At 35.1% G+C, this 24,561-nt stretch carries 21 protein-coding genes, 9 tRNA genes, 1 rRNA gene and 3 pseudogenes; 24 read left to right on the plus strand and 10 right to left on the minus strand.

Annotated elements, in window-relative coordinates; translation table 11 throughout:
- Positions 1 to 139: 139 nt before the first annotated feature.
- The 15 genes from rrf (at position 140) to glmM (ending at position 6,210) form a co-directional block, all read left to right on the plus strand.
- Positions 140 to 255: ribosomal RNA gene (gene rrf / locus D2K62_RS13510) — 5S ribosomal RNA — on the plus strand.
- A 57-nt stretch (positions 256 to 312) separates the two neighbouring features.
- Positions 313 to 387 (plus strand) — tRNA-Asn (locus D2K62_RS13515).
- Positions 388 to 391: 4 nt separating this feature from the next.
- Positions 392 to 463: transfer RNA gene (locus D2K62_RS13520), tRNA-Thr, on the plus strand.
- A 20-nt stretch (positions 464 to 483) separates the two neighbouring features.
- Positions 484 to 555 (plus strand) — tRNA-Glu (locus D2K62_RS13525).
- 5 nt (positions 556 to 560) lie between these two features.
- Positions 561 to 636: transfer RNA gene (locus D2K62_RS13530), tRNA-Val, on the plus strand.
- 3 nt (positions 637 to 639) lie between these two features.
- Positions 640 to 715: transfer RNA gene (locus D2K62_RS13535), tRNA-Thr, on the plus strand.
- Positions 716 to 726: 11 nt separating this feature from the next.
- Positions 727 to 812, plus strand: a tRNA-Tyr gene (locus D2K62_RS13540).
- A gap of 51 nt (positions 813 to 863) precedes the next feature.
- Positions 864 to 938, plus strand: a tRNA-Gln gene (locus D2K62_RS13545).
- Between the two features lie 14 nt (positions 939 to 952).
- Positions 953 to 1,028: transfer RNA gene (locus tag D2K62_RS13550), tRNA-Lys, on the plus strand.
- 30 nt (positions 1,029 to 1,058) lie between these two features.
- Positions 1,059 to 1,131, plus strand: a tRNA-Ala gene (locus D2K62_RS13555).
- Positions 1,132 to 1,333: 202 nt separating this feature from the next.
- Positions 1,334 to 1,897: an RNA polymerase sigma factor SigW gene (gene sigW / locus D2K62_RS13560; protein WP_117161623.1), complete on the plus strand. Its 564-nt coding sequence runs from the start codon at positions 1,334 to 1,336 to the stop codon at positions 1,895 to 1,897.
- Between the two features lie 14 nt (positions 1,898 to 1,911).
- A complete protein-coding gene (locus tag D2K62_RS13565; RefSeq protein ID WP_112179344.1) occupies positions 1,912 to 2,523 on the plus strand; it encodes an anti-sigma factor family protein in 612 nt (203 codons plus the stop codon).
- A gap of 175 nt (positions 2,524 to 2,698) precedes the next feature.
- A complete protein-coding gene (cdaA, locus tag D2K62_RS13570) occupies positions 2,699 to 3,523 on the plus strand; it encodes a diadenylate cyclase CdaA (protein WP_112179346.1) in 825 nt (274 codons plus the stop codon).
- Positions 3,516 to 4,763 (plus strand): CdaR family protein, encoded by a 1,248-nt coding sequence (locus D2K62_RS13575; protein ID WP_112179348.1) that lies wholly within the window; start codon positions 3,516 to 3,518, stop codon positions 4,761 to 4,763. Before cdaA ends, D2K62_RS13575 begins: the two co-directional genes overlap by 8 nt.
- A gap of 100 nt (positions 4,764 to 4,863) precedes the next feature.
- A complete protein-coding gene (glmM, locus tag D2K62_RS13580) occupies positions 4,864 to 6,210 on the plus strand; it encodes a phosphoglucosamine mutase (protein ID WP_112179350.1) in 1,347 nt (448 codons plus the stop codon).
- 49 nt (positions 6,211 to 6,259) lie between these two features.
- Here glmM and D2K62_RS13585 read toward each other — a convergent pair whose 3' ends face one another.
- The 4 genes from D2K62_RS13585 to D2K62_RS13600 all read right to left on the minus strand — a co-directional run bounded on the left by D2K62_RS13585 (position 6,260) and on the right by D2K62_RS13600 (position 9,893).
- Positions 6,260 to 6,943, minus strand: coding sequence for a DUF4956 domain-containing protein (locus tag D2K62_RS13585; RefSeq protein ID WP_198663183.1), 684 nt, complete (start codon positions 6,941 to 6,943; stop codon positions 6,260 to 6,262).
- 36 nt (positions 6,944 to 6,979) lie between these two features.
- Positions 6,980 to 7,687 carry a polyphosphate polymerase domain-containing protein gene (locus tag D2K62_RS13590; protein ID WP_117161609.1) on the minus strand — a complete coding sequence of 236 codons (708 nt, stop codon included), beginning with the start codon at positions 7,685 to 7,687 and terminating at the stop codon, positions 6,980 to 6,982.
- A 225-nt stretch (positions 7,688 to 7,912) separates the two neighbouring features.
- Complete coding sequence (locus D2K62_RS13595; RefSeq protein WP_112179354.1) at positions 7,913 to 9,214, minus strand: sensor histidine kinase; 1,302 nt, start codon at positions 9,212 to 9,214, stop codon at positions 7,913 to 7,915.
- The gene (locus D2K62_RS13600) at positions 9,207 to 9,893 is read right to left on the minus strand and encodes a response regulator transcription factor (RefSeq protein ID WP_112179356.1); all 687 of its coding nucleotides are present in this window, start codon (positions 9,891 to 9,893) and stop codon (positions 9,207 to 9,209) included. Before D2K62_RS13600 ends, D2K62_RS13595 begins: the two co-directional genes overlap by 8 nt.
- Positions 9,894 to 10,401: 508 nt before the next feature.
- Between D2K62_RS13600 and glmS the strand changes: the two genes are divergently transcribed.
- From glmS to D2K62_RS13615, 3 genes are all read left to right on the plus strand, one after another.
- Entirely contained in the window at positions 10,402 to 12,204 is a 1,803-nt protein-coding gene (gene glmS / locus D2K62_RS13605) for a glutamine--fructose-6-phosphate transaminase (isomerizing) (protein ID WP_112179357.1), read from the plus strand.
- Between the two features lie 291 nt (positions 12,205 to 12,495).
- Positions 12,496 to 14,127, plus strand: a complete 1,632-nt coding sequence (locus D2K62_RS13610; protein WP_117161610.1) for a TnsD family Tn7-like transposition protein — start codon at positions 12,496 to 12,498, stop codon at positions 14,125 to 14,127.
- Positions 14,128 to 14,372: 245 nt separating this feature from the next.
- Entirely contained in the window at positions 14,373 to 15,203 is an 831-nt protein-coding gene (locus tag D2K62_RS13615; protein WP_117161611.1) for a TnsA endonuclease N-terminal domain-containing protein, read from the plus strand.
- Positions 15,204 to 15,257: 54 nt separating this feature from the next.
- Here the strand turns inward: D2K62_RS13615 and istB are convergent.
- The 3 genes and pseudogenes from istB to D2K62_RS13630 all read right to left on the minus strand — a co-directional run bounded on the left by istB (position 15,258) and on the right by D2K62_RS13630 (position 17,463).
- A pseudogene (istB, locus tag D2K62_RS13620) lies at positions 15,258 to 16,009 on the minus strand (IS21-like element helper ATPase IstB).
- Positions 16,002 to 16,475: pseudogene (locus D2K62_RS13625) on the minus strand (Mu transposase domain-containing protein); the annotation flags it as partial. The pseudogenes istB and D2K62_RS13625, both read right to left, overlap by 8 nt.
- A 445-nt stretch (positions 16,476 to 16,920) precedes the next feature.
- The gene (locus D2K62_RS13630; protein ID WP_112179368.1) at positions 16,921 to 17,463 is read right to left on the minus strand and encodes a CBO0543 family protein; all 543 of its coding nucleotides are present in this window, start codon (positions 17,461 to 17,463) and stop codon (positions 16,921 to 16,923) included.
- A 412-nt stretch (positions 17,464 to 17,875) separates the two neighbouring features.
- Here D2K62_RS13630 and D2K62_RS13635 point away from each other — a divergent pair, with 412 nt between their 5' ends.
- Together D2K62_RS13635 and D2K62_RS19485 are read left to right on the plus strand one after the other, a co-directional pair.
- A complete protein-coding gene (locus D2K62_RS13635; protein ID WP_112179370.1) occupies positions 17,876 to 18,382 on the plus strand; it encodes a CBO0543 family protein in 507 nt (168 codons plus the stop codon).
- Positions 18,383 to 18,767: 385 nt separating this feature from the next.
- Positions 18,768 to 19,178: a CBO0543 family protein gene (locus tag D2K62_RS19485; protein WP_369974653.1), complete on the plus strand. Its 411-nt coding sequence runs from the start codon at positions 18,768 to 18,770 to the stop codon at positions 19,176 to 19,178.
- A 621-nt stretch (positions 19,179 to 19,799) separates the two neighbouring features.
- On the opposite strand, the gene D2K62_RS13645 is transcribed toward D2K62_RS19485, so the two are convergent.
- Positions 19,800 to 20,171, minus strand: coding sequence for a COX15/CtaA family protein (locus D2K62_RS13645; RefSeq protein WP_332871755.1), 372 nt, complete (start codon positions 20,169 to 20,171; stop codon positions 19,800 to 19,802).
- A gap of 134 nt (positions 20,172 to 20,305) precedes the next feature.
- Between D2K62_RS13645 and D2K62_RS13650 the strand changes: the two genes are divergently transcribed.
- The 3 genes and pseudogenes from D2K62_RS13650 to D2K62_RS19495 all read left to right on the plus strand — a co-directional run.
- Positions 20,306 to 20,974 (plus strand): hypothetical protein, encoded by a 669-nt coding sequence (locus tag D2K62_RS13650; RefSeq protein WP_112179374.1) that lies wholly within the window; start codon positions 20,306 to 20,308, stop codon positions 20,972 to 20,974.
- 43 nt (positions 20,975 to 21,017) lie between these two features.
- The gene (locus tag D2K62_RS19490; RefSeq protein WP_369974654.1) at positions 21,018 to 21,254 is read left to right on the plus strand and encodes an alpha/beta hydrolase; all 237 of its coding nucleotides are present in this window, start codon (positions 21,018 to 21,020) and stop codon (positions 21,252 to 21,254) included.
- A pseudogene (locus tag D2K62_RS19495) lies at positions 21,223 to 21,462 on the plus strand (alpha/beta hydrolase); the annotation flags it as partial. The gene D2K62_RS19490 and the pseudogene D2K62_RS19495, both read left to right, overlap by 32 nt.
- A gap of 920 nt (positions 21,463 to 22,382) precedes the next feature.
- Here D2K62_RS19495 and D2K62_RS13665 read toward each other — a convergent pair.
- Together D2K62_RS13665 and D2K62_RS13670 are read right to left on the minus strand one after the other, a co-directional pair.
- Positions 22,383 to 23,114 (minus strand): SDR family oxidoreductase, encoded by a 732-nt coding sequence (locus D2K62_RS13665; protein WP_112179379.1) that lies wholly within the window; start codon positions 23,112 to 23,114, stop codon positions 22,383 to 22,385.
- 20 nt (positions 23,115 to 23,134) lie between these two features.
- Positions 23,135 to 23,389: an Atu4866 domain-containing protein gene (locus D2K62_RS13670; RefSeq protein WP_112179381.1), complete on the minus strand. Its 255-nt coding sequence runs from the start codon at positions 23,387 to 23,389 to the stop codon at positions 23,135 to 23,137.
- Between the two features lie 193 nt (positions 23,390 to 23,582).
- Between D2K62_RS13670 and D2K62_RS13675 the strand changes: the two genes are divergently transcribed.
- Positions 23,583 to 24,512 carry an AraC family transcriptional regulator gene (locus tag D2K62_RS13675; protein ID WP_117149380.1) on the plus strand — a complete coding sequence of 310 codons (930 nt, stop codon included), beginning with the start codon at positions 23,583 to 23,585 and terminating at the stop codon, positions 24,510 to 24,512.
- The last annotated feature ends 49 nt before the right edge of the window (positions 24,513 to 24,561 follow it).

Below are 24,561 nucleotides of genomic sequence, written 5' to 3' on the forward strand. Positions count from 1 at the left end.
GAACGTAAGTGAATCGATGATGACTTATCGTAGGGAAATTGATGAAGCCACCCAGTTGCTGGACGCTGGAGCTGGATTGATATATGATGTCTTGTTGTAATTCTTATCTAGTTTTGAAGGTACACTATCTTCAAAATGGTTTAGTGACAATAGCGAAGAGGTCACACCTGTTCCCATGCCGAACACAGCAGTTAAGCTCTTCAGCGCTCATGGTAGTTGGGGCTTTGCCCCTGCGAGAGTAGGACGTCGCTAAGCCAGAACTTTTTTAAAATGTTAGCTTTGTGAAGCAATAATTTTATTGTGTCATATTGTTCCACAGTAGCTCAGTGGTAGAGCAATCGGCTGTTAACCGATCGGTCGTAGGTTCGAGTCCTACCTGTGGAGCCATTTTGCTTCCATAGCTCAGCGGTAGAGCACTTCCATGGTAAGGAAGGGGTCGCCGGTTCAATTCCGGCTGGAAGCTCTGTAGCATTTTTATACAATGGCCCGTTGGTCAAGCGGTTAAGACACCGCCCTTTCACGGCGGTATCACGGGTTCGATTCCCGTACGGGTCATCAATGGAGGATTAGCTCAGCTGGGAGAGCACCTGCCTTACAAGCAGGGGGTCGCAGGTTCGAGCCCTGCATCCTCCACCATATGCCGGCCTAGCTCAACTGGTAGAGCAACTGACTTGTAATCAGTAGGTTGGGGGTTCAAGTCCTCTGGCCGGCACCATTTTTAAATCTGGAGGGATAGCGAAGTTGGCCAAACGCGGCGGACTGTAAATCCGCTCCCATCGGGTTCGTAGGTTCGAGTCCTACTCCCTCCACCATTATTCTGTTTCATAGAAATTATGTAGCAGTGTTTTTCACTGTTTTTTTATTGGGCTATAGCCAAGCGGTAAGGCAACGGTTTTTGGTATCGTCATGCGCTGGTTCGAATCCAGCTAGCCCAGCCATTTTCTTAATTAAAGAGCCATTAGCTCAGTCGGTAGAGCATCTGACTTTTAATCAGAGGGTCGAAGGTTCAAGTCCTTCATGGCTCACCATTTTATTAATGAGTATATTTTATTGTATCTGGGGCCTTAGCTCAGCTGGGAGAGCGCCTGCCTTGCACGCAGGAGGTCAGCGGTTCGATCCCGCTAGGCTCCATCATACGTACTAGTAATTAAAAAAAGACTAAATTATGTAAAAGATCCCTTTTTATTAAAAAAGGGATTTTTTTATTTCTATAAAATGGTATACTGATTTTTATAAGAAAATGTAAATTCAACAAAAACATAAAAAAGTGAAACCTTTTATATAGCTAGTTCGTACATAAATTGACCGCAATAAAAGCGGAGGTATTTAGATGATGGATGCAAAAATAAAACAAATAATAAAACAAGTTAAAAAGGGAGATCAATCCGCATTTGAGGATATCGTTATCCTTTTTCAAGATAAGGTGTATCAAATTTGCTATCGTATAATTGGTAATATGCATGAAGCTGAAGATTTGGCACAGGAAGCTTTTATTCGTGCTTATGTTAATATACACTCATTCGATGAAAATCGTAAATTTTCTACTTGGTTATTTCGAATAGCTACAAATTTAACTATTGACAGGATTCGTAAAAAGAAACCTGACTACTTTCTAGATGCTGAAATCAAAGGCACTGATGGTTTAGATATGTATTCACAACTTTCTGCAGACGAAGCACTACCAGAGGAAGAAGTGGAGAGTTTAGAACTGCAGTCTTATATTCAACAACAAATTATGGACCTGCCTACTAAATATCGAAGTGTAATAGCACTTCGTTTTGTTGATGAAATGTCTCTTGCAGAAATAAGTGAAATTCTAAATATCCCGGTTGGGACTGTAAAAACTAGAATTCATCGCGGGAGAGAAGCACTACGAAAGAGGCTTCGTCATGTATAAGGAGTGTGAAAGTTATGGGCTGTAATAAAGAAGTAGTTGCTTTAATGCATAACTATTTAGATGGTGATTTATCCAATCAAGAAGAAACAGAGTTAAGATATCATTTACAAACATGTCAAGCATGTCAAAAATATTTTCAAGAATTAACCCGAACTACAACTTTGTTGAAAAATTCAAATGAGATACAAGTTCCTACAAATTTTACAGCAAATGTGATGAAACAGTTACCAAAAGAAAAAATACGACATGGTTACAAGAGATGGTTTAAAAACCATCCACTTTTAACAGCAGCCGCAATATTTTTTATCTTTATGTTTGGTAGTGTTTTCTCGGTATGGGATGAAGATGGACAATTGTCTGTTTCTAAAGATAGTAATTTAATTATAAAGGAAGATACAGTTATTGTTCCTAAAAATGTAATTATAGAAGGGGATTTAGTTGTTAAAAATGGAGATTTAAAGATAGATGGTCAAGTTAATGGGAACGTTGTATTAATAAATGGAGAACAGTTAATGGCATCAGCTGGAAATATAACGGGAGAAATTGAACAGGTGAACCAAGTATTTGAATGGATGTGGTATCACATTAAAAAGGTGAGTAAAGGTGTATTCAATTTAACTGATTAAAAAGCAAAGGAGTGACTTACAATCATTTCTTTGCTTTTTTTTAAAGAAAACTGTTTTATTATGATAAAGGGATAAAAATTGTGATAGTATGGTAACAATAGAAAATATGTTATAATAAAGTACGTAATATTTTACAGATGGGAAGATAAATTCATGAATAGAAGGATGTGTGACCATGCTTGATGGGGGATTAAACATTTTTAATCTTTTGCGTATCGGAATTGATATTACCCTTATCTGGTATGTTTTATATAAACTTATTATGCTTATTAGAGGCACAAAAGCCATTCAATTATTAAAGGGTATTTTTGTTGTACTAGGTTTTTATCTCGTTAGTTATGCTCTAAATTTACAAACTGTTCAAGTACTCATTGAACAAGTTATTGTTTGGGGACCATTAGCAATCATCATTTTATTCCAACCTGAATTAAGACGTGCATTAGAACAAATTGGTAGAGGTAGTTTTTTCAGTAGAAATAAGAACTCTGAAGAAGAAATATTAAACGAAGTTATTGATGCAATAGTTAAGTCATGTAACTATATGGCAAAGCGTCGGATTGGTGCTTTGATTACGATTGAGCGTGACACGAATATGGGTGATTTTGTGGAAACTGGTATCCCAATTCGAGGACAATTAACCAACCAGTTATTAACTAATATTTTCATCCCAAATACACCTTTGCATGATGGTGCGGTTATAATTAAAAAGGACGAAATTGTAGCAGCAGCATGTTACTTACCATTGTCTGAAAGTCCCTTTATCTCTAAGGAGTTAGGAACTCGTCATAGAGCAGCAATTGGGGTAAGTGAAGTAACAGATGCTTTAACGATTACTGTCTCTGAAGAAACAGGTCAAATTTCTTTTACTAAAAATGGTGAGTTACATAGAGATTTAGATCAAGATAAGTTAATGGATATGTTGAGAAATGATTTAGAAAGTTATTACATGAAGGCCCCTACGATAAAAAGTTGGAATTGGAGGGGGAAGAAGAATGAATGATTGGTTAAATAGACCGTGGGTTATTCGAGTACTGTCATTAATATTAGCTGTGCTGATCTTCATTGTTGTATCATTTGATAATCAGGAGAACAGTTCGAATGAGGTTGGATTTGATGACCTTTTTAGTAGTTCACAAGAAACGCAAATAGTTGAAGACATACCTGTTAATATTCAAATTGATGATGAACAGTACGTTGTTAGTGGAGTTCCTCAAACAGCATCTGTCACATTAGCTGGCACTGTGAGTGTGGTACAATCGACTGCGACACAACAAAATTTCGATGTATTTGTAGATTTGGAAGACTTAGAAGTTGGTACTTATACGGTTCCATTAGAACATGATGGGATATCGGATCGATTAGATGTAAGTATAGACCCAGAAGAAATTGAAGTAACTATTGAAGAGCGGGCTTCAGCAGAATTTGAGGTTATTGCTGATTATACAAATGAAGATGGTTTACAAGCCGGATATGAATTATTGGAAGCTTCTATAGAACCATCAACTGTTCAAATTACTAGTTCTAAGAGTGTTGTTGACCAAATAGCTGTAGTGAAGGCTTTTGTTGATGTAGATGGGATAGGAGAGTCTCTTACAATAGAAGAGGTTCCTGTACGTGTTTATGATAGCGAAGGAAATGAATTGAACGTGCGTATAGAACCAGAAACAGTAAGTGTTACTGTTAACGTAGACAATCCGAATAAAAATGTACCAATTAATATAGATACAACAGGAGAAGCCGCAGAAGGAATCATTATTTCGTCTACTACTTCAGAAACAGAGGAGGTTCAGGTTTTTGCCTCTGCATCTGATTTAGATGAAATAGATGAAATTTCAACGGAACCTATTGATCTATCTGAAATAACGGAAGATACTACTATAGAAGTTGAATTAAATGTACCTGATAATGCAAGGATGCTAAATCCATCTACAATTACGGTGAATGTTGAAACAGATCTGGAATTAGTTGAAACATTTGAAAACGCTCCTATTTCTGTTGAAAATTTGGACAACACCTATACTGCTTCGTTCATAGAGCCGCAAGGTGGAGAAGTTGATTTATCGGTGACAGGTTTTGAAACAGATTTAGAGGGTGTTACTGTAGCAGATTTCCAGTTAACTCTTGATGCCTCAGGACTGGAACCTGGAGAGCATGAGGTACCGATTGATGTGATAGGACCGAACAATTTGGACATTGTTCTATCAGTTGATGATGCCATAATAAGTATAACTTCTGAGTAAGTTCAAAATTGAATTTATATGTAAATACTTGGGTAAAATGATAAGTATGATAGAAAATAAATGTCTATATTTTAATTAGGAAACAAAGGAGAGGTACATTATGGGTAAATATTTCGGAACAGATGGAGTTAGAGGGATTGCAAATGAGCAATTAACTCCGGAACTAGCATTTAAACTGGGCCGATTTGGGGGATATGTACTAACCAAAGATACCAATAAACCGAAAGTATTAATAGGCAAGGATACACGCATTTCTGGGAGTATGCTTGAGGGCGCACTAACAGCAGGTTTACTTTCGATAGGTGCTGAGGTAATGCGACTCGGTGTTATAACAACACCAGGTGTAGCATATCTTACTAAAGCGATGAGTGCGGAAGCAGGAGTAATGATTTCAGCTTCCCATAATCCTGTAGAGGATAATGGCATTAAGTTTTTTGGACCAGATGGGTTTAAATTAACGGATGCACAAGAACAAGAAATTGAGGCTTTATTAGATGCATCAACTGATGATCTACCTCGACCAACAGGAGCGGATATTGGTCAAATCAATGATTATTTTGAAGGTGGACAAAAATATATTCAATACTTAAAGCAATCTGTTGATAACGACTTTGAAGAATTACATATAGCTTTAGACTGTGCACATGGATCAACTTCTTCATTGGCAACACATCTATTTGCTGATTTAGAGGCAGATATTTCTACGATTGGAGCATCACCGGACGGTTTGAATATTAATGCAGGTGTAGGCTCTACGCATCCTGAAACATTACAAGCCTTTGTATTAGATAAAAAAGCAGATATAGGTTTAGCATTTGATGGAGACGGTGACCGCTTAATTGCTGTCGATGAAAATGGTGATATTGTAGATGGTGATCAGATCATGTACATTTGTGCGAAATATCTTAATGAAAAGGGTCTATTACGACACTCAACTGTTGTTTCTACCATAATGAGTAATATTGGATTTTATAAGGCAATTGAAGCACAGGGTATGAAGAGTGATAAAACCTCTGTTGGTGATCGTTATGTCATGGAAGAAATGCGTAGAGGTGGTTTTAATTTAGGTGGAGAGCAATCAGGGCACATCATCTTTCTTGATTACATCACGACGGGTGATGGAATGTTAGCTGCCTTACAGTTAGTTAATGTAATGAAAGAAACAGGCAAAAAACTTTCAGAATTAGCTGGAGAGATGGTTAAGTTCCCACAAGTTCTAAAAAATGTTAAAGTAATTGATAAACACCAAGCCCTTGTTCATCCACGTATTCAAGAAGTGATTGCGAAAGTAGATGGAGAAATGGGTGATAACGGACGTGTGTTAGTTCGACCGTCTGGTACAGAATCATTGGTTCGTGTTATGGTTGAAGCACCTACATTAGAGAGATGTAATGAGGCAGTTGAAAAAGTAGTTACCGTAATAGAACAAGTTCTTGGAATGAAATAAGGAAAAGCGATGTCCTAATTTGGACATCGCTTTTAAATTTAGTATAAAGTTAGGCTGTGAAATTCCCATCATAGCTTAGCATGATAGCAGATTTAACGTTTTCCATATTTGCTATATCATTAACAAAAGCAGTTTTTGAATCTTTTACACGCACCTCATAAGTAACTTCATATTCATGATTTGACATCGATGATTTAGATTTAACTGCATGTTTTGTCGCAAATTGTGAAATGATTTTCTCAAAACCCTTCTCAATTGTAGGATTAGTATACTTGACGATTAGTAAATAAGGATTTTCAATGGTAACACGATTGATAAAGAAAATCATAACCAAACCAATTAAAACTGTCCCTACTATTACAAGTGGAATAAATCCTGCCCCACATAATATACCAGAAACGATTGCCCAAAATAAGTAGACTAAATCCATAGGGTCTTTAATTGGTGTACGGAATCTAACAATTGATAAAGCACCAACCATACCGAGTGACAATAGTACATTAGATGAAATCCCCATAATAATGAGAGCGGTAGCCATTGTCATAATAATAATGGAAACATTAAAGCTGTGGGAGTAAATAACACCAGAAAATGTTTTCTTATATATGAAGTAAATAACCAATCCAATAATAAAAGATGTTATTAAACCGAGTAAGGAATCGATTAGTGAAAATTCCTGTGTTGATTCTAAAAAATTCGAACTAAGTATATCTGAAAAATTAACTGTACCTATCATTGTGTTTTCCTCCAACATAATTTAATTTTATTTTTAGCCATACATTCGACTAAGGTGATACTTTGAATATGTGCCGAGTCTACGGTCGTTTACTTGTAATAGTTTTTTTATTACATCTGGTAGAAATTCATCATATTTCACTTCTAAAACGACTAAGTTTGGATCCAATGCTTCAATCATTGGTAAATCTCTATTTAGAATGTAGGTGTTACGAAAGCTTGTCTTGATTGAACTGTCAAAAGTAATTCGTACGTTTCCGTATGGGTAGATAAATACTTCTCTATTGTAGTCAACAACAGTAACAGGCTTTAATTGGTATAAGTGCATTTGAATATATAACTCACGCATTAATGACCTATCGTCCTCTTCCATCCATCCAACATTACCCATGCAAATTGCTTTGTACTCTTCTGGTGAAATTGGACAACTTATTTTTTGACATAAGTTGTTTCTTTTGCTTTTTCGTTCTAATTTTAAAGTTGTTCTGTCATGATTATAAAGTCGAACGCGATATTTATTTCGGCTAAGATAGCCTTCTTTTTTTTCAGTTAGAACCTTATCTTCACTATTATCAAAGTAAACACTGCGTATGAAGTATTTTCCGTGTTCATCGGCATTGTTATCGTAATGCATAACATGTTTTAAATTTTGGCGCAATAGATGACAATCTAATTTATTAATCGCATGTTTTAATTCTCGTCGTCCTTGTTTTTGTTGAAAGATATTTCGTTTAAATAACATATGTATTCTCCTTTCTGTTAGTTTACTGTGATAGTGCCTACTTCCTATTATATAAATGGAACTTAAAGTTAACTTAAAAAAACTTTACGAAGTTTTAACAGAAGTGTGGAAAAAGCGTGTAACAGGAAAGAAAAAAAACAAAAAACCCCGTCAAGACGGAGTTTTTAGAAAAAATCAATAATGAGAAAGCTCAATAGTGTTAGAAAATAAATAAAAAGGACATGACTACGGTAGCCGAACGTGAAGTACAGTGCCTTTAGGTGCATTCTGTTTTGCAGAAATAGAACCATCATGACTTGCAACAATCCACTGTGCAATCGATAAACCGAGTCCTACTCCACCTTGCTCACGAGAACGGGCCTTATCTTCTCGATAAAAACGTTCGAATATATGATCAAGATTCTCTGACTGCAAGCCTATTCCAGTATCTTTAATTACGATTTCATGATAGCCATCATACCATGATGTCAGAACCTCAATTTTATCACCTTCTTCGGTGTATTTTAAGGCATTGTCTAGTAAGATCACAAGTAGTTGATGCATACGATTTTTATCGGCAACGATCTTCTTCGTTGATTTTAATTTATAGTTTATCTGTTTATCTTGTGATTGCGCAATTTCTCGATAAGGTGCACAAACCCCTTCAACAAATATATCCAAATCAAATTTCTCTTTTTCTAACTGTGTTGCAGTAGAATCTGCACGGGCTAATGTTAGTAAATCACTAGTTAGTTTAGATAATCGATTCGTTTCAGATAAAGACAATGCGATATTTTCAAATACATCCACCACTTTCTTTTGGGGAGAGGTTAATAATAACTCTAATTTATTTTTTATAATCGCAAGCGGCGTACGTAATTCATGCGAAGCATTCTCGACAAATTCAGTTTGCTTATCCCAAGAGTTAATAATAGGTTGCATTGTCTTTTTTGATAAAAAGTAACTTGCCACAAGTGAAACCACTATAAAAATAATGGACACAATGATTAATAACTTTTCAAATCTATTTAAAAGCTGATATTCTGTATCAACATTTAATAGTAATTGTGTGTAAGCGACCCCTGTATCTTCTGTATTAGAAAAGGTGAGGGAACGGAATTGATAGACGTCATCTACTGTGAGTGGTTCAATTACATTCAATGACTCTGCATCGTTATCGACTTGTAAATCTTCTAAATAGCTTTGATAAAATAAACTGCCAATTTGATCTTGGTTAATAATTGTTCCGTCTTCTCCCCATTCAATCATAACAATTCGTGGGCTAGCCATTCTATCTTGTTCATTTGGGCCTCTTTCGATTGGATCTTCAGAAAGCTCTCTATTGTCATCGTCTAGCGGCGAAAAGCGTTCACTAGATGTTATAAGCTCTTGATATTCGATCAATTCTTCATCAGGTAATGAAAAAAGCGATGATTGAATTTGGCTATATATAATCACACCGAATAAAGCAAAGATTAAGCTAAATGCAATAAAGTTATAAATCATAAGCCGTAGCTGTTGTTTTTGAATAATTTTTTCCTTATTCATTTGTATCACCAGTTGCACTTAGCATATAACCAAGACCGCGAAATGTTTTTATATAATGGTGGTAATTGAATTGTTTTAGCTTTTTACGTAAATGACTAGCGTATACTTCAACAACAGTAGTAGAAGTATCTGATTCAAATCCCCAAATTCGATCAAATATTTGATCTTTCGTAACAATAATGTCCTGATTGTGAATGAGGTATTCTAATAAATCGAATTGTTTACCGTTTAATATTAAATTTTCATCATTTATACTGGCAGATTTATTTTGTATATTTAGCTTTAAATCAAGGAATGTTAAAAAGTGATTGTCTAACTCACCTGTAACTCGGCGAACAATTGCTTCAAGTCTTAGTAATAGCTCCTCCCGATGAAAAGGTTTAACTAAATAATCATCTGCCCCAATCTTAAAACCTTTGATCTTATCGTCAATACTATCTTTTGCAGTTAAGATAAGTACAGGTGTCTTAACTTGTTTTTCTCGGAGCTTTTGTAGCACTTCATAACCATGGATGGAGGGAAGCATAAGATCAAGAATAATAACATCAAATATATTCTGTTCGGCTAAAAAAAGACCTTCTTCGCCATCAAATGCTTGTGATACATCAAATTTGATTTTGGTTGTTTCCAGTATTGTGTGAGATAAATTTTTGTCATCTTCTATAATAAGCAATTTCATGTAGGTCACCTCTATGTGTAAATATAATATATGCTTATTAGAAACTTTTTCTGCAAAAATAGCAAGCCTTTCTTGCACGGTTAAATATTTCAAAACATATATTGTATTACCGAGAAAAAGAAGGATTTTGTAAAAATATCTCACTAAAAAAGATTGCTAGTTGATTTATTCTCGGTTAAAATAGGGTGTGTTCTCATTTCTAAAGAGAGCAGTATTCGAGAAGAAAAGGAGGAAAGTAGTTAATAGCAGTTAAAGCGCCTGAACTATTTTTGAACGATAAAAAATAGTTGACGAGGAGGAGGATTATCGAGTTTTCGGCGGATACCTCCCGGTTGCACACATCTCCAACCGAAAAGTTTTTATTCGAAAACAAAGAGGTGACTCTTTGAACAAGAATATTAACCTGATGATGAAAAAAATCATGAGAAAGGGGCAAATAGACGCCTCTAAATCAACTAAAGATATAGGTTTCGTTTGTTTGCCCCTTTATATTAGGAGGAAACAAAATATGTGTGGAATTGTTGGATATATTGGACAAAATGATACGAACGAAGTTTTATTAAACGGGTTAGAAAAATTAGAATATCGTGGTTACGATTCAGCCGGTATTGTAACGCTAAATGATGATGGATTGAACTTGTTTAAAGTAAAAGGTCGGATCGCTGTATTGCGTGATAAAGTAGATGAAAACGTAAAAGCAACTATGGGAATTGGCCATACCCGCTGGGCAACACATGGGGAACCAAGTGAGGAAAATGCCCATCCACACCAAAGCGCGTCTGGTAGATTCACCATTGTTCATAATGGTGTTATCGAAAATTATTACGAACTACGTGATGATTATTTAGCTAATGTAGCATTAGCAAGTGAAACAGACACAGAAATTATTGTACAATTAATGGAAGTCTTGTTTAACAAATATAGTGATGTTACAGAAGCGTTTCGTCAAACGGTTTCTTTATTAAAAGGTTCTTACGCAATTGCTTTAATTGATGCTGAGAATCAGGATACAATTTATGTGGCGAAAAATAAAAGCCCATTATTGGTTGGACTTGGTGATGGTTTTAATTTAGTAGCGAGTGATGCAATGGCAACATTGAAAGAAACAGATCGTTACCTTGAAATCCACGATAAAGAGATTGTTATGCTAAATCGTTCTTTTGTTGAAGTACAAAAACTAAACGGTGCTGTAGTAGAAAGAGAGCCTTTTACCGCTGAAATTGACGCTTCTGATATAGAAAAAGGAACTTATGCTCACTTTATGTTAAAAGAAATTGATGAGCAACCCTTTGTAATGAGAAAAATAGTCCAAGAATATCAAGATGAAAACGATAATATCAAATTAGATCCATCTGTTCGCCAGGCAATGATGAATACAGATCGTATTTATATTATTGCAGCTGGTACTAGTTATAATGCTGGTTTAGTAGGTAAGCAATGTATTGAAAAAGTAGCAGATATTCCTGTTGAAGTGCATATCGCAAGTGAGTTTGCTTATAACATGCCTTTGTTATCTGAAAAACCATTATTTGTATTTATCTCACAAAGTGGCGAGACTGCAGACAGTCGTTCTGTATTAGTTCGAATTAAAGACTTAGGTCATCCGGCACTAACGATTACAAATGTTCCGGGATCTACCCTTTCTCGTGAAGCGGATTATACTTTACACTTGCATGCAGGTCCTGAAATAGCAGTGGCTTCAACAAAAGCTTACACTGCACAAATTGCTGTATTGACCATTTTGGCTGTAGATACTGCACAAGCAAAGAATTTAGATTTAGACTTTGATCCATTACAAGAGTTAGGTATTGTATCTAGTGTAATGGAATCCTTAACAGATCAAAAAGAAGAATTTGAAAAGATAGCGAAAGAGTTTTTTACAGAAACACGCAATGCATTCTTTATTGGACGTGGAGCAGATTATTTTGTTGTCCAAGAAGCATCATTGAAGCTTAAAGAGATATCTTATATTCAAGCAGAAGGTTTCGCTGGGGGAGAGTTAAAGCATGGTACGATCGCTTTAATTGAAGAAGGAACTCCAGTAGTAGCTCTAGCAACACAAAAAAATGTAAATTACTCTATTCGAGGTAATGTGCAAGAAGTAGCAGCACGTGGGGCTAAGACATGTATTATTAGCCTTGAAGGATTAGATCAAGAGACTGACTCGTTTGTGTTACCGAAAGTACATGAACTATTCACACCGTTGGTGAGTGTTATTCCAATGCAACTACTTGCTTACTATGCTGCTTTACATCGTGATTGCGACGTAGATAAGCCGCGTAATCTAGCGAAGAGTGTGACTGTGGAATAAGATGTTTTTAAGAGTGTTTTTACAATGTATCATGAAAAAAAGTTTTATACTTGAAAAAAAAGTTCTATTCTTCGAAAAAAAGTTCTATACCAATTTTTGAGTAATAAAATATCAGGATGTTTAGTTGAAAAAAATAGATTTTAAAAATGTGATTTTAAAACTAAATATTTTTTTACCCTCTGCTCTTAAATAAGAACAGAGGGCTTTTTTATGTAGTTACCACTAATAGTAACCAATAAAGTATACGTTTGATATTTTTTTCGAATTAAATAATAGGAGGAGTATTATAGCATGATTGGATATTTTCCTCACCCATATAAAGATGAGAGTATCTATAGTATTGTTGCACGCTACCATTACCATATGGGAAATAAATCAAAGTATCATACATTAGAAGAATTATTTTCGAAAACTGTCTCTTTAAATACAGAATATATTAATAATCTGGATCAACTTAGTTCTAAAATAAATCATTTTTCTAATCAGCCGGGATATGAGTTGTTAATCAATCATACTACAGTCCCATTATACTATCCGTTTAATAAAACAACATTACTAACTAATAACCCCTTTTTATTACCAAGTATCTACAGGTATAAAAAAAGACATAATGATATAAAGCCAAAAGAGAACCTGCACTTTTGTACGGATTGTTTAAATGAACAAATAGAGGAACTAGGAGAAGGATATTGGAATAGATGGCATCAAATACCCGGTGTTTTTGTTTGTCTCAAGCATAAGATACCGCTATTAAAGCACCAAATGAATGTTGAAAGATTTAAAATAAATGGATTCGTATTACCAGACAATGATTCGTCTAATCAATCGTCTACTTTGTACAAACTGGATGATTTAGAAAAACATTTGGCGCTTGCCGAAGATGTAAAATTTCTCGTTAATTATCGAGCCTGTTTTCTTGAACAGGCATTATACAAGAAGTATCTAACCATTATAAAAATTAAAGGAATTGCTTATCCAATGTCCCAAATGCTAAAGAACTTATCTGATTTATTACTAACTACCTATGGAAATGAATTTTTAAATTATATGGATTCAAATTTAAAAGATGATAATTGGATAAATAGATTATTTCATGAAAAGAAGCTCTTCGACATTCATCCTATTAGGCACATTTTATTAATGAGGGCATTATCTGGATCTGTGGAAAGTTTTATTCATAACAGTGACCAGTTTGAACCCTTTGGTGAAGGTCCGTGGGTTTGTATGAATCCTTTATGTGATCATTACTTAAAAGAGGTAGTAACTAAAGTTGAAGTATCTGTACATCCTTTTAATAGAAAGATTCAAGGAGATTTTATTTGTAACTGTGGTTTTGTATATCGGTTAAGGCAAGGGGAATTTGATCCATGTAAAGTTCCTTATTTTAGCAGTCGTGTAATGAAGAAGGGACATGTTTGGGAACGAAACTTTTACAAGATGGTTAATCAAGGACTGAAAATGAATGAATTAGAAGAGAAAACAAAATTAAGCAGACCTACAATTAGAAAAATATTAAGAGAGGGAATAGATCCTATTCAGAATGCTATACAAAAAAGAGACAAGAAAACAAAAGAATGGAGGAAAAGGAAAACTGCAACTTATCGAAGGGTTTGGATAAATGCTGTGAATAACAATCCAAATCATACAAGGAGCGAGTTAGCGAATCATAATAGAGCTACTTTTGCATGGTTGCACCAATTTGATTCAGAATGGCTTGAAGAAAATTCACCAGTGTCCCAAAAAGGGCATCGACGGAAAGAAAAAGAGGATTTTGAAGAAAAGGATCTTTTCATGGTTAAGGAGGTTCAACGGATAAATGATGAATGGAAGGAGCATGAAAAAGTGGTAGGGAAAATTATAAGAAAAACCTTTTCTGCTATTTGTGATTTATTAGGTAGCAATAGAGAGAGAAAAGTTCCCTAAAACATATAAGTATGTTCAATCAATACAAGAGTCAGTAGAGCATTTTCAGATAAGGAGAGTTGATCTAGTACTTGAAATTCATTTCAAAGATAAGATTGTAACTAAATATCAGTTATTAGAAACGGTTGGAATCCGAAAGAATATTAAGCCAAATGTTGTCCCTTATGTTAATGAAATACTTATCAAGCATAACAACCTGATTACACTAATTAATTAACGTATGTAAATAAAGGAGTAGAGAATTAATGGCAAAACGCAAAAATATTTGGACTGAAGATAAAATTGCGCGGTATATAAAAGAGGGGAGAGGTAGCGGAGAATTAAGCGATTATAAACCATGGCTGACTAATCAGGATTTTCCCTCTTTAGGACGTACACATAGACCCAAAGGTTGGAAAACTAACAGGGAGCATCAGCTGTTTTCAGATATTGAACGAAACTATTTTTACATACTTGATTGGTCAGAAAATGTAATTGATATTAGAGAACAGTATCCTCTTGATAGAGAGAAAACAATCAAAATAGCTGATAAGAAACGAATAAACCATTCATTTGAAAGAGCAAATAAAACACCCATTGTGATGACAACCGACTTTTTAGTAACCGTAAAAGGCCAAGATGGAATAAATTATATTGCAAGGTCCATTAAACCGGCAAACCAATTAAATGATAAACGTGTTATAGAAAAGTTGGAAATTGAAAGGCAGTATTGGGAGGATGAAAATGTTGACTGGAGAATTGTGACTGAGCTTGACATTCCACGTGACCTTTGCAGAAATATTGAACAACTTCATAAACATTACGACTTAGAGGAAAAGGACAAGTTGTTGGCGGAAACTTTGTATAGAGAAATAGTAGAACAGGAGGGCATATTATTAAAAGCTCTAAATTCATTTGATTCCAAATATAATTTGGAGATCGGTAGCGCATTGGCTCTATTTAAACATTTATTGGCTAATAAAAATATCAAATTGGATTTAATGCAGAAAATAAACTACAGGATGGATATGGGAAACCTCAATATTACAGAGTTAAGTGTAGAAGAAGGGACTGTAAAACATGAAAATATACTCTAATTATAAATGTCAAGCTTATCATGTACAATTTTGATTGTTTAAGAATGTACAAAATTACGCATCATCTTGCTTTAAATGATCCTTAATTCTATAAGAAGGTCTACGATATTGACTACTTCTGCGTGGTGTAACACTCTGTCTAATATAGCGTTTGCTAACTTAGTATCTTGGAACACCCCATCCCATTCTTTGAAGCCAATATTCGTCGTTAAAATGGTGCTTTTCTTTTCATATCTCAAATCAATTAATTGGAAGAATAGCTTGGCATCTTCTTTGTCAATTGGTAAATAACCTATCTCATCTATAATTAATAATTTGTATTTCCCGTAGTGTTTTAGTCGCGCCTCTAATCTGTTTTCTAGTTTTGCTTTCATTAGGTTTAGTATTAGTTCGTTACACTTTATAAAATAAGTACTTGTTCTTTTCTTAGCTGCAGCGATACCTATGGAAGTTGCCAGATGTGTTTTACCAACTCCACTAGTTCCCATAAATATAATATTTTGTTTATCTTCGATAAAGCGTAAGGAAGTAAAATCGAGAATCTGTTGTTTACTTATTGCTGGTTGAAAGTCAAAATCAAACGCACTTATTTCTTTTCGGTGGGGGAAACCCGCCACCTTAACCATAGAGTTGATCATACTTTTCTCTCTAACATCAATTTCATAATTCGTTAGCTTAACTAATGTATCAACCAAGGAAAGCTCATTCTTCGTACTGAAGTCTATCGTATCACTTAGATGGATTACCATTTGTTTTAACTTTAAATACTCTAGATTACTTAATAACTGTTGATAGCTGCTATTCAATTTTATACACCTCGTCGATCGCTTGTAGGTTCTTTCTTGCTAACTCATCAATATCAGGATATTTAGGCATACCACGTGATAAAAAATCTACGTAGTGCTCTTTCTTGTAATTTAGTCTCTTTGGACTGAGTTGATGTTGTGCAATCAAATCCATGTTATAATAAATGTGGATTTGATCATCATATACTTGTAAACCAACGGTTTTTCCTTTGTATTCAGCTGGAACTGAATACTGATTTGATTTGTATGTAATCATACATGAAGGATTTACTTTTACAGGTTTATGCTTGATTTTATAAGAGTCTCTTATTTCTTTCCTTGGTAGGGGGAGTAAGTGACTCTTTTCTTGTTCTAAGGCAAGAATTGGAATCTTTCCGTTACCTTGGTTATAGCTGTGATTAACACGTTCATTTAGTTTTAGTACGAACTGATGGAGCTCTTCATAATCAAACTTACCTTGATCAGTTGGTTGAGGATGTACCGTCATTTCAAATTAGGAGAATACACTATATTGTTGATCAATTAAAAGAACAAGGTCAGAATGTAACAGAATGGTTAGTACGGAGAAAAGCTGGTTTAAAAACGAATTTAGATACTAAAGCTGAAAATGTACTTCGAGAACATACTGAGTAGGAATGAAACTATATTACTTATCACAAAAAAATGCGTGTTAGGGAAACCTTATTCAGTGATTTTCAACAATCGGGCCATATTGTTGAGTAACTCAATTATTACGTAGTAGACGAATACTGCGCAGCAAAGATATTCATTTTTAGAGTGCTTTGTAAGGAATGTACTTAAAAACTAGAGAAGTAAGTATAGGTAAGTATATGAGATATTGTAGATAGTGTTTTTTGTGAATAAGAAAGGACATTTGGTAGTCCTTTCTATTATTGTCCTTTGAAAAATCATTAACCATTATATTTTAATTTAACTTTGTCTATGATAGCCTTAGAAATAACAGCCATTATAACTAGACTTATAAAAGACCAATGGGCATTCCAGCTTTTTTCGAGGTAGATGTTTACGGCTTTCATCATGGGAAGAGCGATGTAAGATATAAAAGCGGAAAATACGCCTAAAGCAATCAAAAATGATTTCCAGTTCTCATATCTGTCGTATGTTAATGTAAGTCCAATTGGAATGATAAAAAGATTAGCAGGTAACATTGTTGGGATAATCGGTTCAAGTTGTATTCGATAGTCATACCAATCCATTGCTGTTGCAAGATCATCTAAGTTTCTATTTAATATGTATATGATACCGAGATACGCAATGGAGGGGAGAAGTCTTTCTTTCTTGATAAATAAAAAGAATAGTACTAACATTATAATGCATGCAACAAGAAGCATCCACCATTGCCAAGTGAATAATGTGTACTTGGTCCATAACTCCATTCTTAAGTCAGTCACTTGATTTGTAAGTTTATCTATTTTCTCCCCTAATTCCTCCATGTTTTATTCCCCCATATTTTAAGTTTTCTATTTTAAGTTTTCCCTTATATTAGATTCCTATTCAAATTACTAGGGACTGCTATGGACATGATTTAGTAAAATTGAGTACTAAAAAGGTGTGCGTTTTTAAGGTTGTGAATTAATTTATTTATTTAGAGTTAAGGTGCTTATGTTGATGAAAACAATTAATAAACCAAGTCATTACTACACAGTACAACGCTACTCGTGACTAAATGCTATTTATTCAAGACGATCACTTTTTAGGGTGATCGTTTTGTCGTATTTGACTAAATACTGTGTAGCAAATATTTTTAATTTTTAAATGAATTTGTGAAAAAAGTTATTGTGTATCCCTATAACTATATCTGACTTGGGAAAGGATGGTAATATGATTAGCCGGAGGAATGGTTTAATGTACATTTTAATTAATGTTTTCTACTTAATAGCAGGATATATATGGGGAGATTTGAAAAACTGGAAGAAGTATTATTCAACCATATTATTCCTCATTATTGGAGATTTTCTATATAATTTTCTACTTTATAATAAGTCCATGTGGCTTTTTCATGATTTAATATTACCTAATCATACTCTGATTACAATCTTAGCTATGCTTGTTTCTTATTCTGCGACAGTGTTAATTTATCTGGGAAGATTTCCTGAAGGATGGCAAAAACGTTTCCTATGGTTTTTATTATGGGTTGGAGTATATATGACAATAGAGTTCATAAACAGTAAATTAGGGTTTATCACATATCATAATGGTTGGAACTTGTGGTGGTCTTTCTTATTTACAGGTATTATTTTCTTCATTTCACCTATACACCACAAACGACCTCTCCTAGCTTGGTTAATATCAATTGTAATTATAATCTCTTTATTGGGTATTTTTGATGTAAAAATAAGTGATATGAAATAGAGTAGACTAATCTTAGATTAGTTGAAGATGATAAATCTAAAATACTCTATCATAAAAATACAGAATAAAGATAACTTCTAGTGTAAACATAAAAAGAGCAATTTTTATGAAGGTATTTCTATGCCAGTAAACCCGAAGATTACGCGAACTAGGCACATAATGGACTACATATCAATAGAAAATAATGATAATGCGGATGTTTGTATATTTTATAGCAGATGATAAAAAGCCAAGGGAATTATGTTAAATTTATTATGAAGAACTTGATGTTTATATTAGTAAAATAACAGGGGATTTGAGATATGAACGAGCTACAATACCAGTGGGATACACTTCTGAAGCTGTTAATAAAGAAGTACCGAAGCAAAGCCGACATAGCCATGGGGTGTGTAATTTGTGGATACTAATATTTATTGCATTTATCTTTTTTAACATAATTGCATATTTAACTACTGATATTATATTTGATTTGCATCTTCATCTTTATGGTTATTTTCAGAACGGATTTCAATGGGTGGGACTTCTCGGTATCATTTTATACTTTCCAGCAATAAGTTTTTTGTTTCTAAATCATTATCCTTCCGAAAAAAAGGTCACCCAAAAATGGTTTTATATTTTCCTTTGGTCTTTGTTCGCAGTTATCTTTGAATGGCTCTCTGTAAAAGCGGGATATTTTTATTATAATGGGTGGAAACTTTGGTACTCTGGAGCGCTATATCCACCTATATTTTTAAGTCTTGTGGTGAATCATAAATTGGTTAAAGGACTGATAAAAAGGTTCCAGAACTCTTTTTAAACTTTCGAGATTGATGAAGAAGAAAATACAAAATAGCTACAGAGCATTTGCTGCGAAGTACAAGGCTACTCGTGACTAAATGCTATTTATTCAAGACGATCACTTTTCAGTGTGATCGTTTTGTCGTATTTGACCAATACTGTTCAGTAAAGTTCTTCATTTTTAAAGAATGTACTAAATTAACGGCAGTAAATTTAGTAACAAACAATATTCTGTATCGATTAAAATCAGTTAGACAAGTGAAGATTAATTATAGTGTTAGTCACCAACACTACAATTCGATGTGGAGGGATATTCTGTGAATTCTCTTGTCAGCTTAATCTCAAACTTAATTTTATTGGTGATGAAGCTTGCATTCTCAATTAAGAGGAAGACATCTTGGGTAAAGTCAATATTAAGAAGGCCATCGTTAACCTAAGCATTGGAACTAATTAGAACATCTAAAATCACATCGTACTATGAGAAAGGTAGCTTACATTTTTTTAGCTTATCAAAAAAAACAAATATATAGGAATATTTGACACCCTGCCAATTGTTTAGTTCACTAAATTTAATTTTGCTTTTTTTGTTTTATTAACTTTACTTTATCCATAGTCCCAGGCGGTTGTTTGTTCGAGCCATTCATTTTGAATCATTAAATACAATAGTTCCTTGGCTAAATAAGACGAATTCTCCATTACATAAAGGAAACCCCGTACAAACTTTAGCCGCCCCCATATGCTTTACAAATGCACCTGTATAGATAACAGCATAAGCATAAATAGTAATTACAATGATAAAACGCTTAAAATGTATTCCGACCTGTACGGTGACCTTATTAAATTGTTTTTCAAATGTAAAAAAAGTAATCGTAAATACGGCTGCTAAAGAAATTGCTGAAAAACCAAAATGTAATGCCATAATTAATGGAGGTTGTCCAAATACAACTTGTCCAGCCCCCATTAAACCTTGAATAATAATAGCAGCCGAAGCTAGAATTGCAAAGAATTTTATTTCTTAAATATAATTCAATTTACGCCAAGACCAGAACGATAATATTATTGCAGGAATATTATAGTGCTAATTAAGAAACATCTGAATAGGGATTCTTATATCAATTAGAGTTAACAAAACAGGAGGAGAGTTAATTGGATACATTTCTTTTCAGCTTTTTTACAGTTGCCTATATCGTTCTATTTGTTTTAGGACTATTACTATTTAGAACCTACCACATACAGAGTATATTGTTACTTTTACCTGTAATGGTTGGGCTTATCTATGACAACGGAATTATTGCTATTGGGCGATACATAGGAGCAGGAACTTTATTAGAAGGATTAAACCTTGCTCGCTTTTGGATACATGCATTATTCACTCCCATGCTCGTTCTATATGCTTGGAAAACACTTGAACAAGGAGAAGTCTTATGGGCTAAGCAATCTTTAGGGCGTATATCTGCCTTTTTATTAACCGTATCATTGGTGCTGATAGAACTTTTCACTGAAGTATTCGGACTTAATTTAGTGGCAAGTGTTGAATACGATGTACTAAGTTATAGTTCAAACGAAATATCGAACGGACCTCCCATCATGGTATTAGGTGTATCACTCGTATTGTTTGTTGCTTCTATTATCATCTGGCGGAAACAAAAATGGCCGTGGTTTTTCGTGGGTTCCCTATTAATGATTATCGGAAGCGCTGTGGGGTTACCGATAGAAAGTGGAGCAGTTATAAACTTTTTCGAAGTAGCGTTAATCAGCTCCTTGCTTTGTACAGCCTACTTTCAAAATAAAAGGGGGACCAGAAAAACAGGATAATTGGCTTATTTTCAAGCCAGAAAGGGATCCGAAAACGGGGATCATCTTATATTCAGGAGCGAAGGTGGAGCCAGAAGCCTATAGTTATATCGGACATCAGCTTTCCGAACAGGGCTATCTCGTGGGAAATCCACAAATGCTCTTTAATTTCCCTATCCTTGACACGAATAAGGCAAATGAGATTATTGACAATTATTCATCTATTTCTCATTGGTTTATAGGGGGGCGTTGGGAGGTGTTTCAGCAGCAAACTATGTCTACAATTACCACAAGAAGCTAGCGGCCTTATTTTGTTAGGGGCTTACCCGACAGAAGATACCGACTTTTCAAACACTCAACTCCCAAAACTTTCTATTTATGCTGAACATGACGACCTTACAACACTTCACGATATTAAAGATACACGGAACTTACTGTCAAAGTCCGTGGTTTTCTATCAAATCGACGGGGGATATTGTGGCTTTGAAATAAAGTTCGATAATTTATAATAAAGTCTGATCATTTATAAAAAAGAGTGATAATTTGTAATAAAGTTTGATCAAAATCCTGTATTAATTAAACAAGATTTTTATTTTTTGCTCTTGTTGATACTAAAACTCTCTAGAATGGTATTCAATTAAAGGTCCAGATTGTGGAGTACTCTTGTATTGCGTAGTACAACCATTCTATGCAATAGAAAAAGGATATTTCACAATCGGGCGCAATTATTGAAGATCATTGGTCTAATTTCTCGGTAAATTACAGAAGTATTAGACTTTTTTATCTCTTAAATCCCTTAAAGTTGTAAATCTATATTCTCTTGGTATCACTCAATTGGTAAATGCATTGGGCAAAAAGTGGTAACTCGTTACAATCGCTGGTAAATAACATTGAAGAAGTGGTATATTTATATGGTCGCAATCAGTAAGTATAGAACTTTTTTTTCATGCGCATTAAATAGTATTCCATATAATGAAAGATGAGTATAGAACTTTTTTGTTATATCATTTAAGAAATTAAAGTCATTTTACTATATGGAGCGCATCATAGTATAGAACTTTTTTTTTTTGTAACATACAAATTAATATTCAACAAAGAATCAGGCTGGATCCAATGCGGATCCAGCCTGATTCTTTTTCTCTAATAGCCCTCTTTCGCCTCATTAAAACGGCCTCAGCCCTATGAAAGATAGAATTTAAGCCATTTAGCTCAATTTTATTACTCAACGATCGCAACAGGCCAATCGTCTCCTCCTCCTCCAAATTTTGAATGTTCTCTGGTGATTTTGCTTATCGTTATATACTATTATAAGGATAATTTACTATTGCAAATTTGAAAATATCACTTTTTCTTTGCTGAAAGCAGTTTTAAATACTCTATAGTTAGTCAAGGGAGTAGGCAAGTGCTCCCTTGACTATACAAAAATGTACTAAACCAACGGTCTAATTATCATTTCATTCACATCGACATTAGCAGGTTGCTCAATCGCATAAACAATGGAACGAGCGATAGTTGCGGCTGGTAGTGCATTGCGTCTGTATTCTTTCATAAAATCTATTGCTCCTTTATGTGTAATGCTATCGGCAAGCTCAGACTCCGTTACGCCAGGCGATACAAGAGTCACACGAATGTTCTGTCCCGCCGCCTCTTGTCGCAATCCGTCCGTGATTGCCCGCACTGCATATTTGGTTGCGCAGTAAACTGTTGCTGTAGGTGATACCTCATAGGCGCCAATGGAGGCAATGTTAACGAATTGTCCAAAACCCTGCTTCTTCATAACTGGGAGTCCTGCGGCAATACCATGAAGAAGACCACGGATATTAACGTCAATCATTCTATTCCATTCTTCGATCTTTAGAGCTTCTAATGGTGAGAGAGGCATCACGCCAGCATTGTTTACAATCGCATCTACCTGTCCGAAATGGGTCTGGGCCAATTTGATGATTTCCTGCATTTGTCCAAGCTCTGTCACGTCAAGTCTTTGAAACGTTACAGAACCTCCATTCGTTCGAATTTCGGCTGCCAAGGCCTCCAATCTTTCGACGCGCCTCGCTCCAATAACAATATTAGCACCCTGTCTAGCTAGTAGACGTGCTGTTTCTTCGCCGATTCCACTACTAGCACCTGTAATAATAACTGTTTTCCCTTCAATTGAATACATTAATATTCACCCTTGTCTTTTTATTTTTTCAGATATAGCACCATTCCTGCGTGATAGAGTAAACCGTCGACAAAGTCACCATCAGCCGTAAAGCCTGTGTCATCTACATATTTGATATGGTTGCCCACGATCGTATAACTGCCTTGGTAAGCGCTTGTGCGATCATCGCGGGCTTCATCATATCTTCCGTTTGGCAGTAGTTCATGCCGAATGTTTCTATCTGCGGTGACCCACATGCCGACATAAGGACGTGATATTGTCAGTTCGTTTTTCATATCATTTTCTCCTTTCATTCTCGATTGGAATTTGCGTTCGGGTCTTGCATCATCAATAGATTAAAGAAAGAACTTGTAACAGAACCCTAGTCATTCTTCCTACCACAGCTTTATTATGAATCAATTTGTAAGCAGGACGGTAGCCGAAATATTCACAAGTCTTGCCTAATCCTCTAAAAGATTATAGTATAATATGAAAAAGACATTGAGACAGGATGAAAAGAATGGGGGAGAATCTGTGAAACGAAATCGAGAATTAAAGGAGGTAATTGGACAATTTATTCGAACAGACGGCACGCAGGAGACGGCTATTCCGGGTTTGCGCTTTATTCGTACTTCCAAAATTTCTGAACCAGTTTACTCTGTCTACGAGCCATCTCTCTGTATAGTGGCTCAAGGCTCAAAAGTAGTCATGCTTGCAAAAGAGAGCTTTCAATATGATCCAGCCAGCTATTTGACGGCTTCTGTTCATTTGCCAATCATGGGTCAAGTCGTAGAGGCTTCACCTGAAATCCCTTACTTAAGTTTGCAGTTACAGCTTGATATGAATCAGGTTCTTGATATCCTACAATCATCGGATCAATCGTGGAGTTCTAAATCTGAATCAAGACGTGGTCTGGTAATTAGCCGGATGGGTGACTCGCTCCTCGACGCCGTGTTGCGACTAGTCCTACTTTTAGATACACCACAAGATATTCCTGTGCTTTCTACAGGTCTCAACCGTGAGATCATTTACCGACTTCTACAGGATGAACAGAATGAGACCTTGAAGCACTTTGCACTTATCGGGAGCCAAGCCCAGCGGATTGCAAAGGTGATCAAGCGACTAAATTTTACATTTGACCAGCCTATTCGAGTTGAAGAGCTGGCGGAGGAAGTACGAATGAGCGCTTCATCCTTCTACAGTTATTTTAAGGAGGTCACAGGCATGAGCCCGATTCAGTATCAGAAACAGCTCCGCCTTCAAGAAGCTCGCCGACTGCTCTTTATAGGAGAACTAAATGCGGCAGAGGCTTCGTTTCATGTCGGATACGAAAGCCCCTCACATTTTAGTCGGGAATATACCCGAAAGTTTGGATTGCCTCCGATGCAGGACCTTCAACGTCTACGTGAAACTTTATAAGGAATTATCTTATGTAATTCCCTCTTCTGAAAAGTAGGCACTTGTTATC

This window comes from Paraliobacillus sp. X-1268 (assembly GCF_003426095.1).
GTDB lineage: Bacteria > Bacillota > Bacilli > Bacillales > Amphibacillaceae > Paraliobacillus_A > Paraliobacillus_A zengyii.

Excerpts from the sequence above, each read along its gene's own strand:
- sigW (WP_117161623.1), top strand. The coding sequence starts at position 1,334 with ATGGATGCAAAAATAAAACAAATAATAAAACAAGTTAAAAAGGGAGAT.
- D2K62_RS13565 (WP_112179344.1), top strand. The coding sequence starts at position 1,912 with ATGGGCTGTAATAAAGAAGTAGTTGCTTTAATGCATAACTATTTAGAT.
- cdaA (WP_112179346.1), top strand. The coding sequence starts at position 2,699 with ATGCTTGATGGGGGATTAAACATTTTTAATCTTTTGCGTATCGGAATT.
- D2K62_RS13575 (WP_112179348.1), top strand. The coding sequence starts at position 3,516 with ATGAATGATTGGTTAAATAGACCGTGGGTTATTCGAGTACTGTCATTA.
- glmM (WP_112179350.1), top strand. The coding sequence starts at position 4,864 with ATGGGTAAATATTTCGGAACAGATGGAGTTAGAGGGATTGCAAATGAG.
- D2K62_RS13590 (WP_117161609.1), bottom strand. The coding sequence starts at position 7,687 with ATGTTATTTAAACGAAATATCTTTCAACAAAAACAAGGACGACGAGAA.
- D2K62_RS13595 (WP_112179354.1), bottom strand. The coding sequence starts at position 9,214 with ATGAATAAGGAAAAAATTATTCAAAAACAACAGCTACGGCTTATGATT.
- D2K62_RS13600 (WP_112179356.1), bottom strand. The coding sequence starts at position 9,893 with ATGAAATTGCTTATTATAGAAGATGACAAAAATTTATCTCACACAATA.
- glmS (WP_112179357.1), top strand. The coding sequence starts at position 10,402 with ATGTGTGGAATTGTTGGATATATTGGACAAAATGATACGAACGAAGTT.
- D2K62_RS13610 (WP_117161610.1), top strand. The coding sequence starts at position 12,496 with ATGATTGGATATTTTCCTCACCCATATAAAGATGAGAGTATCTATAGT.
- D2K62_RS13615 (WP_117161611.1), top strand. The coding sequence starts at position 14,373 with ATGGCAAAACGCAAAAATATTTGGACTGAAGATAAAATTGCGCGGTAT.
- D2K62_RS13630 (WP_112179368.1), bottom strand. The coding sequence starts at position 17,463 with ATGGAGGAATTAGGGGAGAAAATAGATAAACTTACAAATCAAGTGACT.
- D2K62_RS13635 (WP_112179370.1), top strand. The coding sequence starts at position 17,876 with ATGTACATTTTAATTAATGTTTTCTACTTAATAGCAGGATATATATGG.
- D2K62_RS13665 (WP_112179379.1), bottom strand. The coding sequence starts at position 23,114 with ATGTATTCAATTGAAGGGAAAACAGTTATTATTACAGGTGCTAGTAGT.
- D2K62_RS13670 (WP_112179381.1), bottom strand. The coding sequence starts at position 23,389 with ATGAAAAACGAACTGACAATATCACGTCCTTATGTCGGCATGTGGGTC.
- D2K62_RS13675 (WP_117149380.1), top strand. The coding sequence starts at position 23,583 with ATGAAAAAGACATTGAGACAGGATGAAAAGAATGGGGGAGAATCTGTG.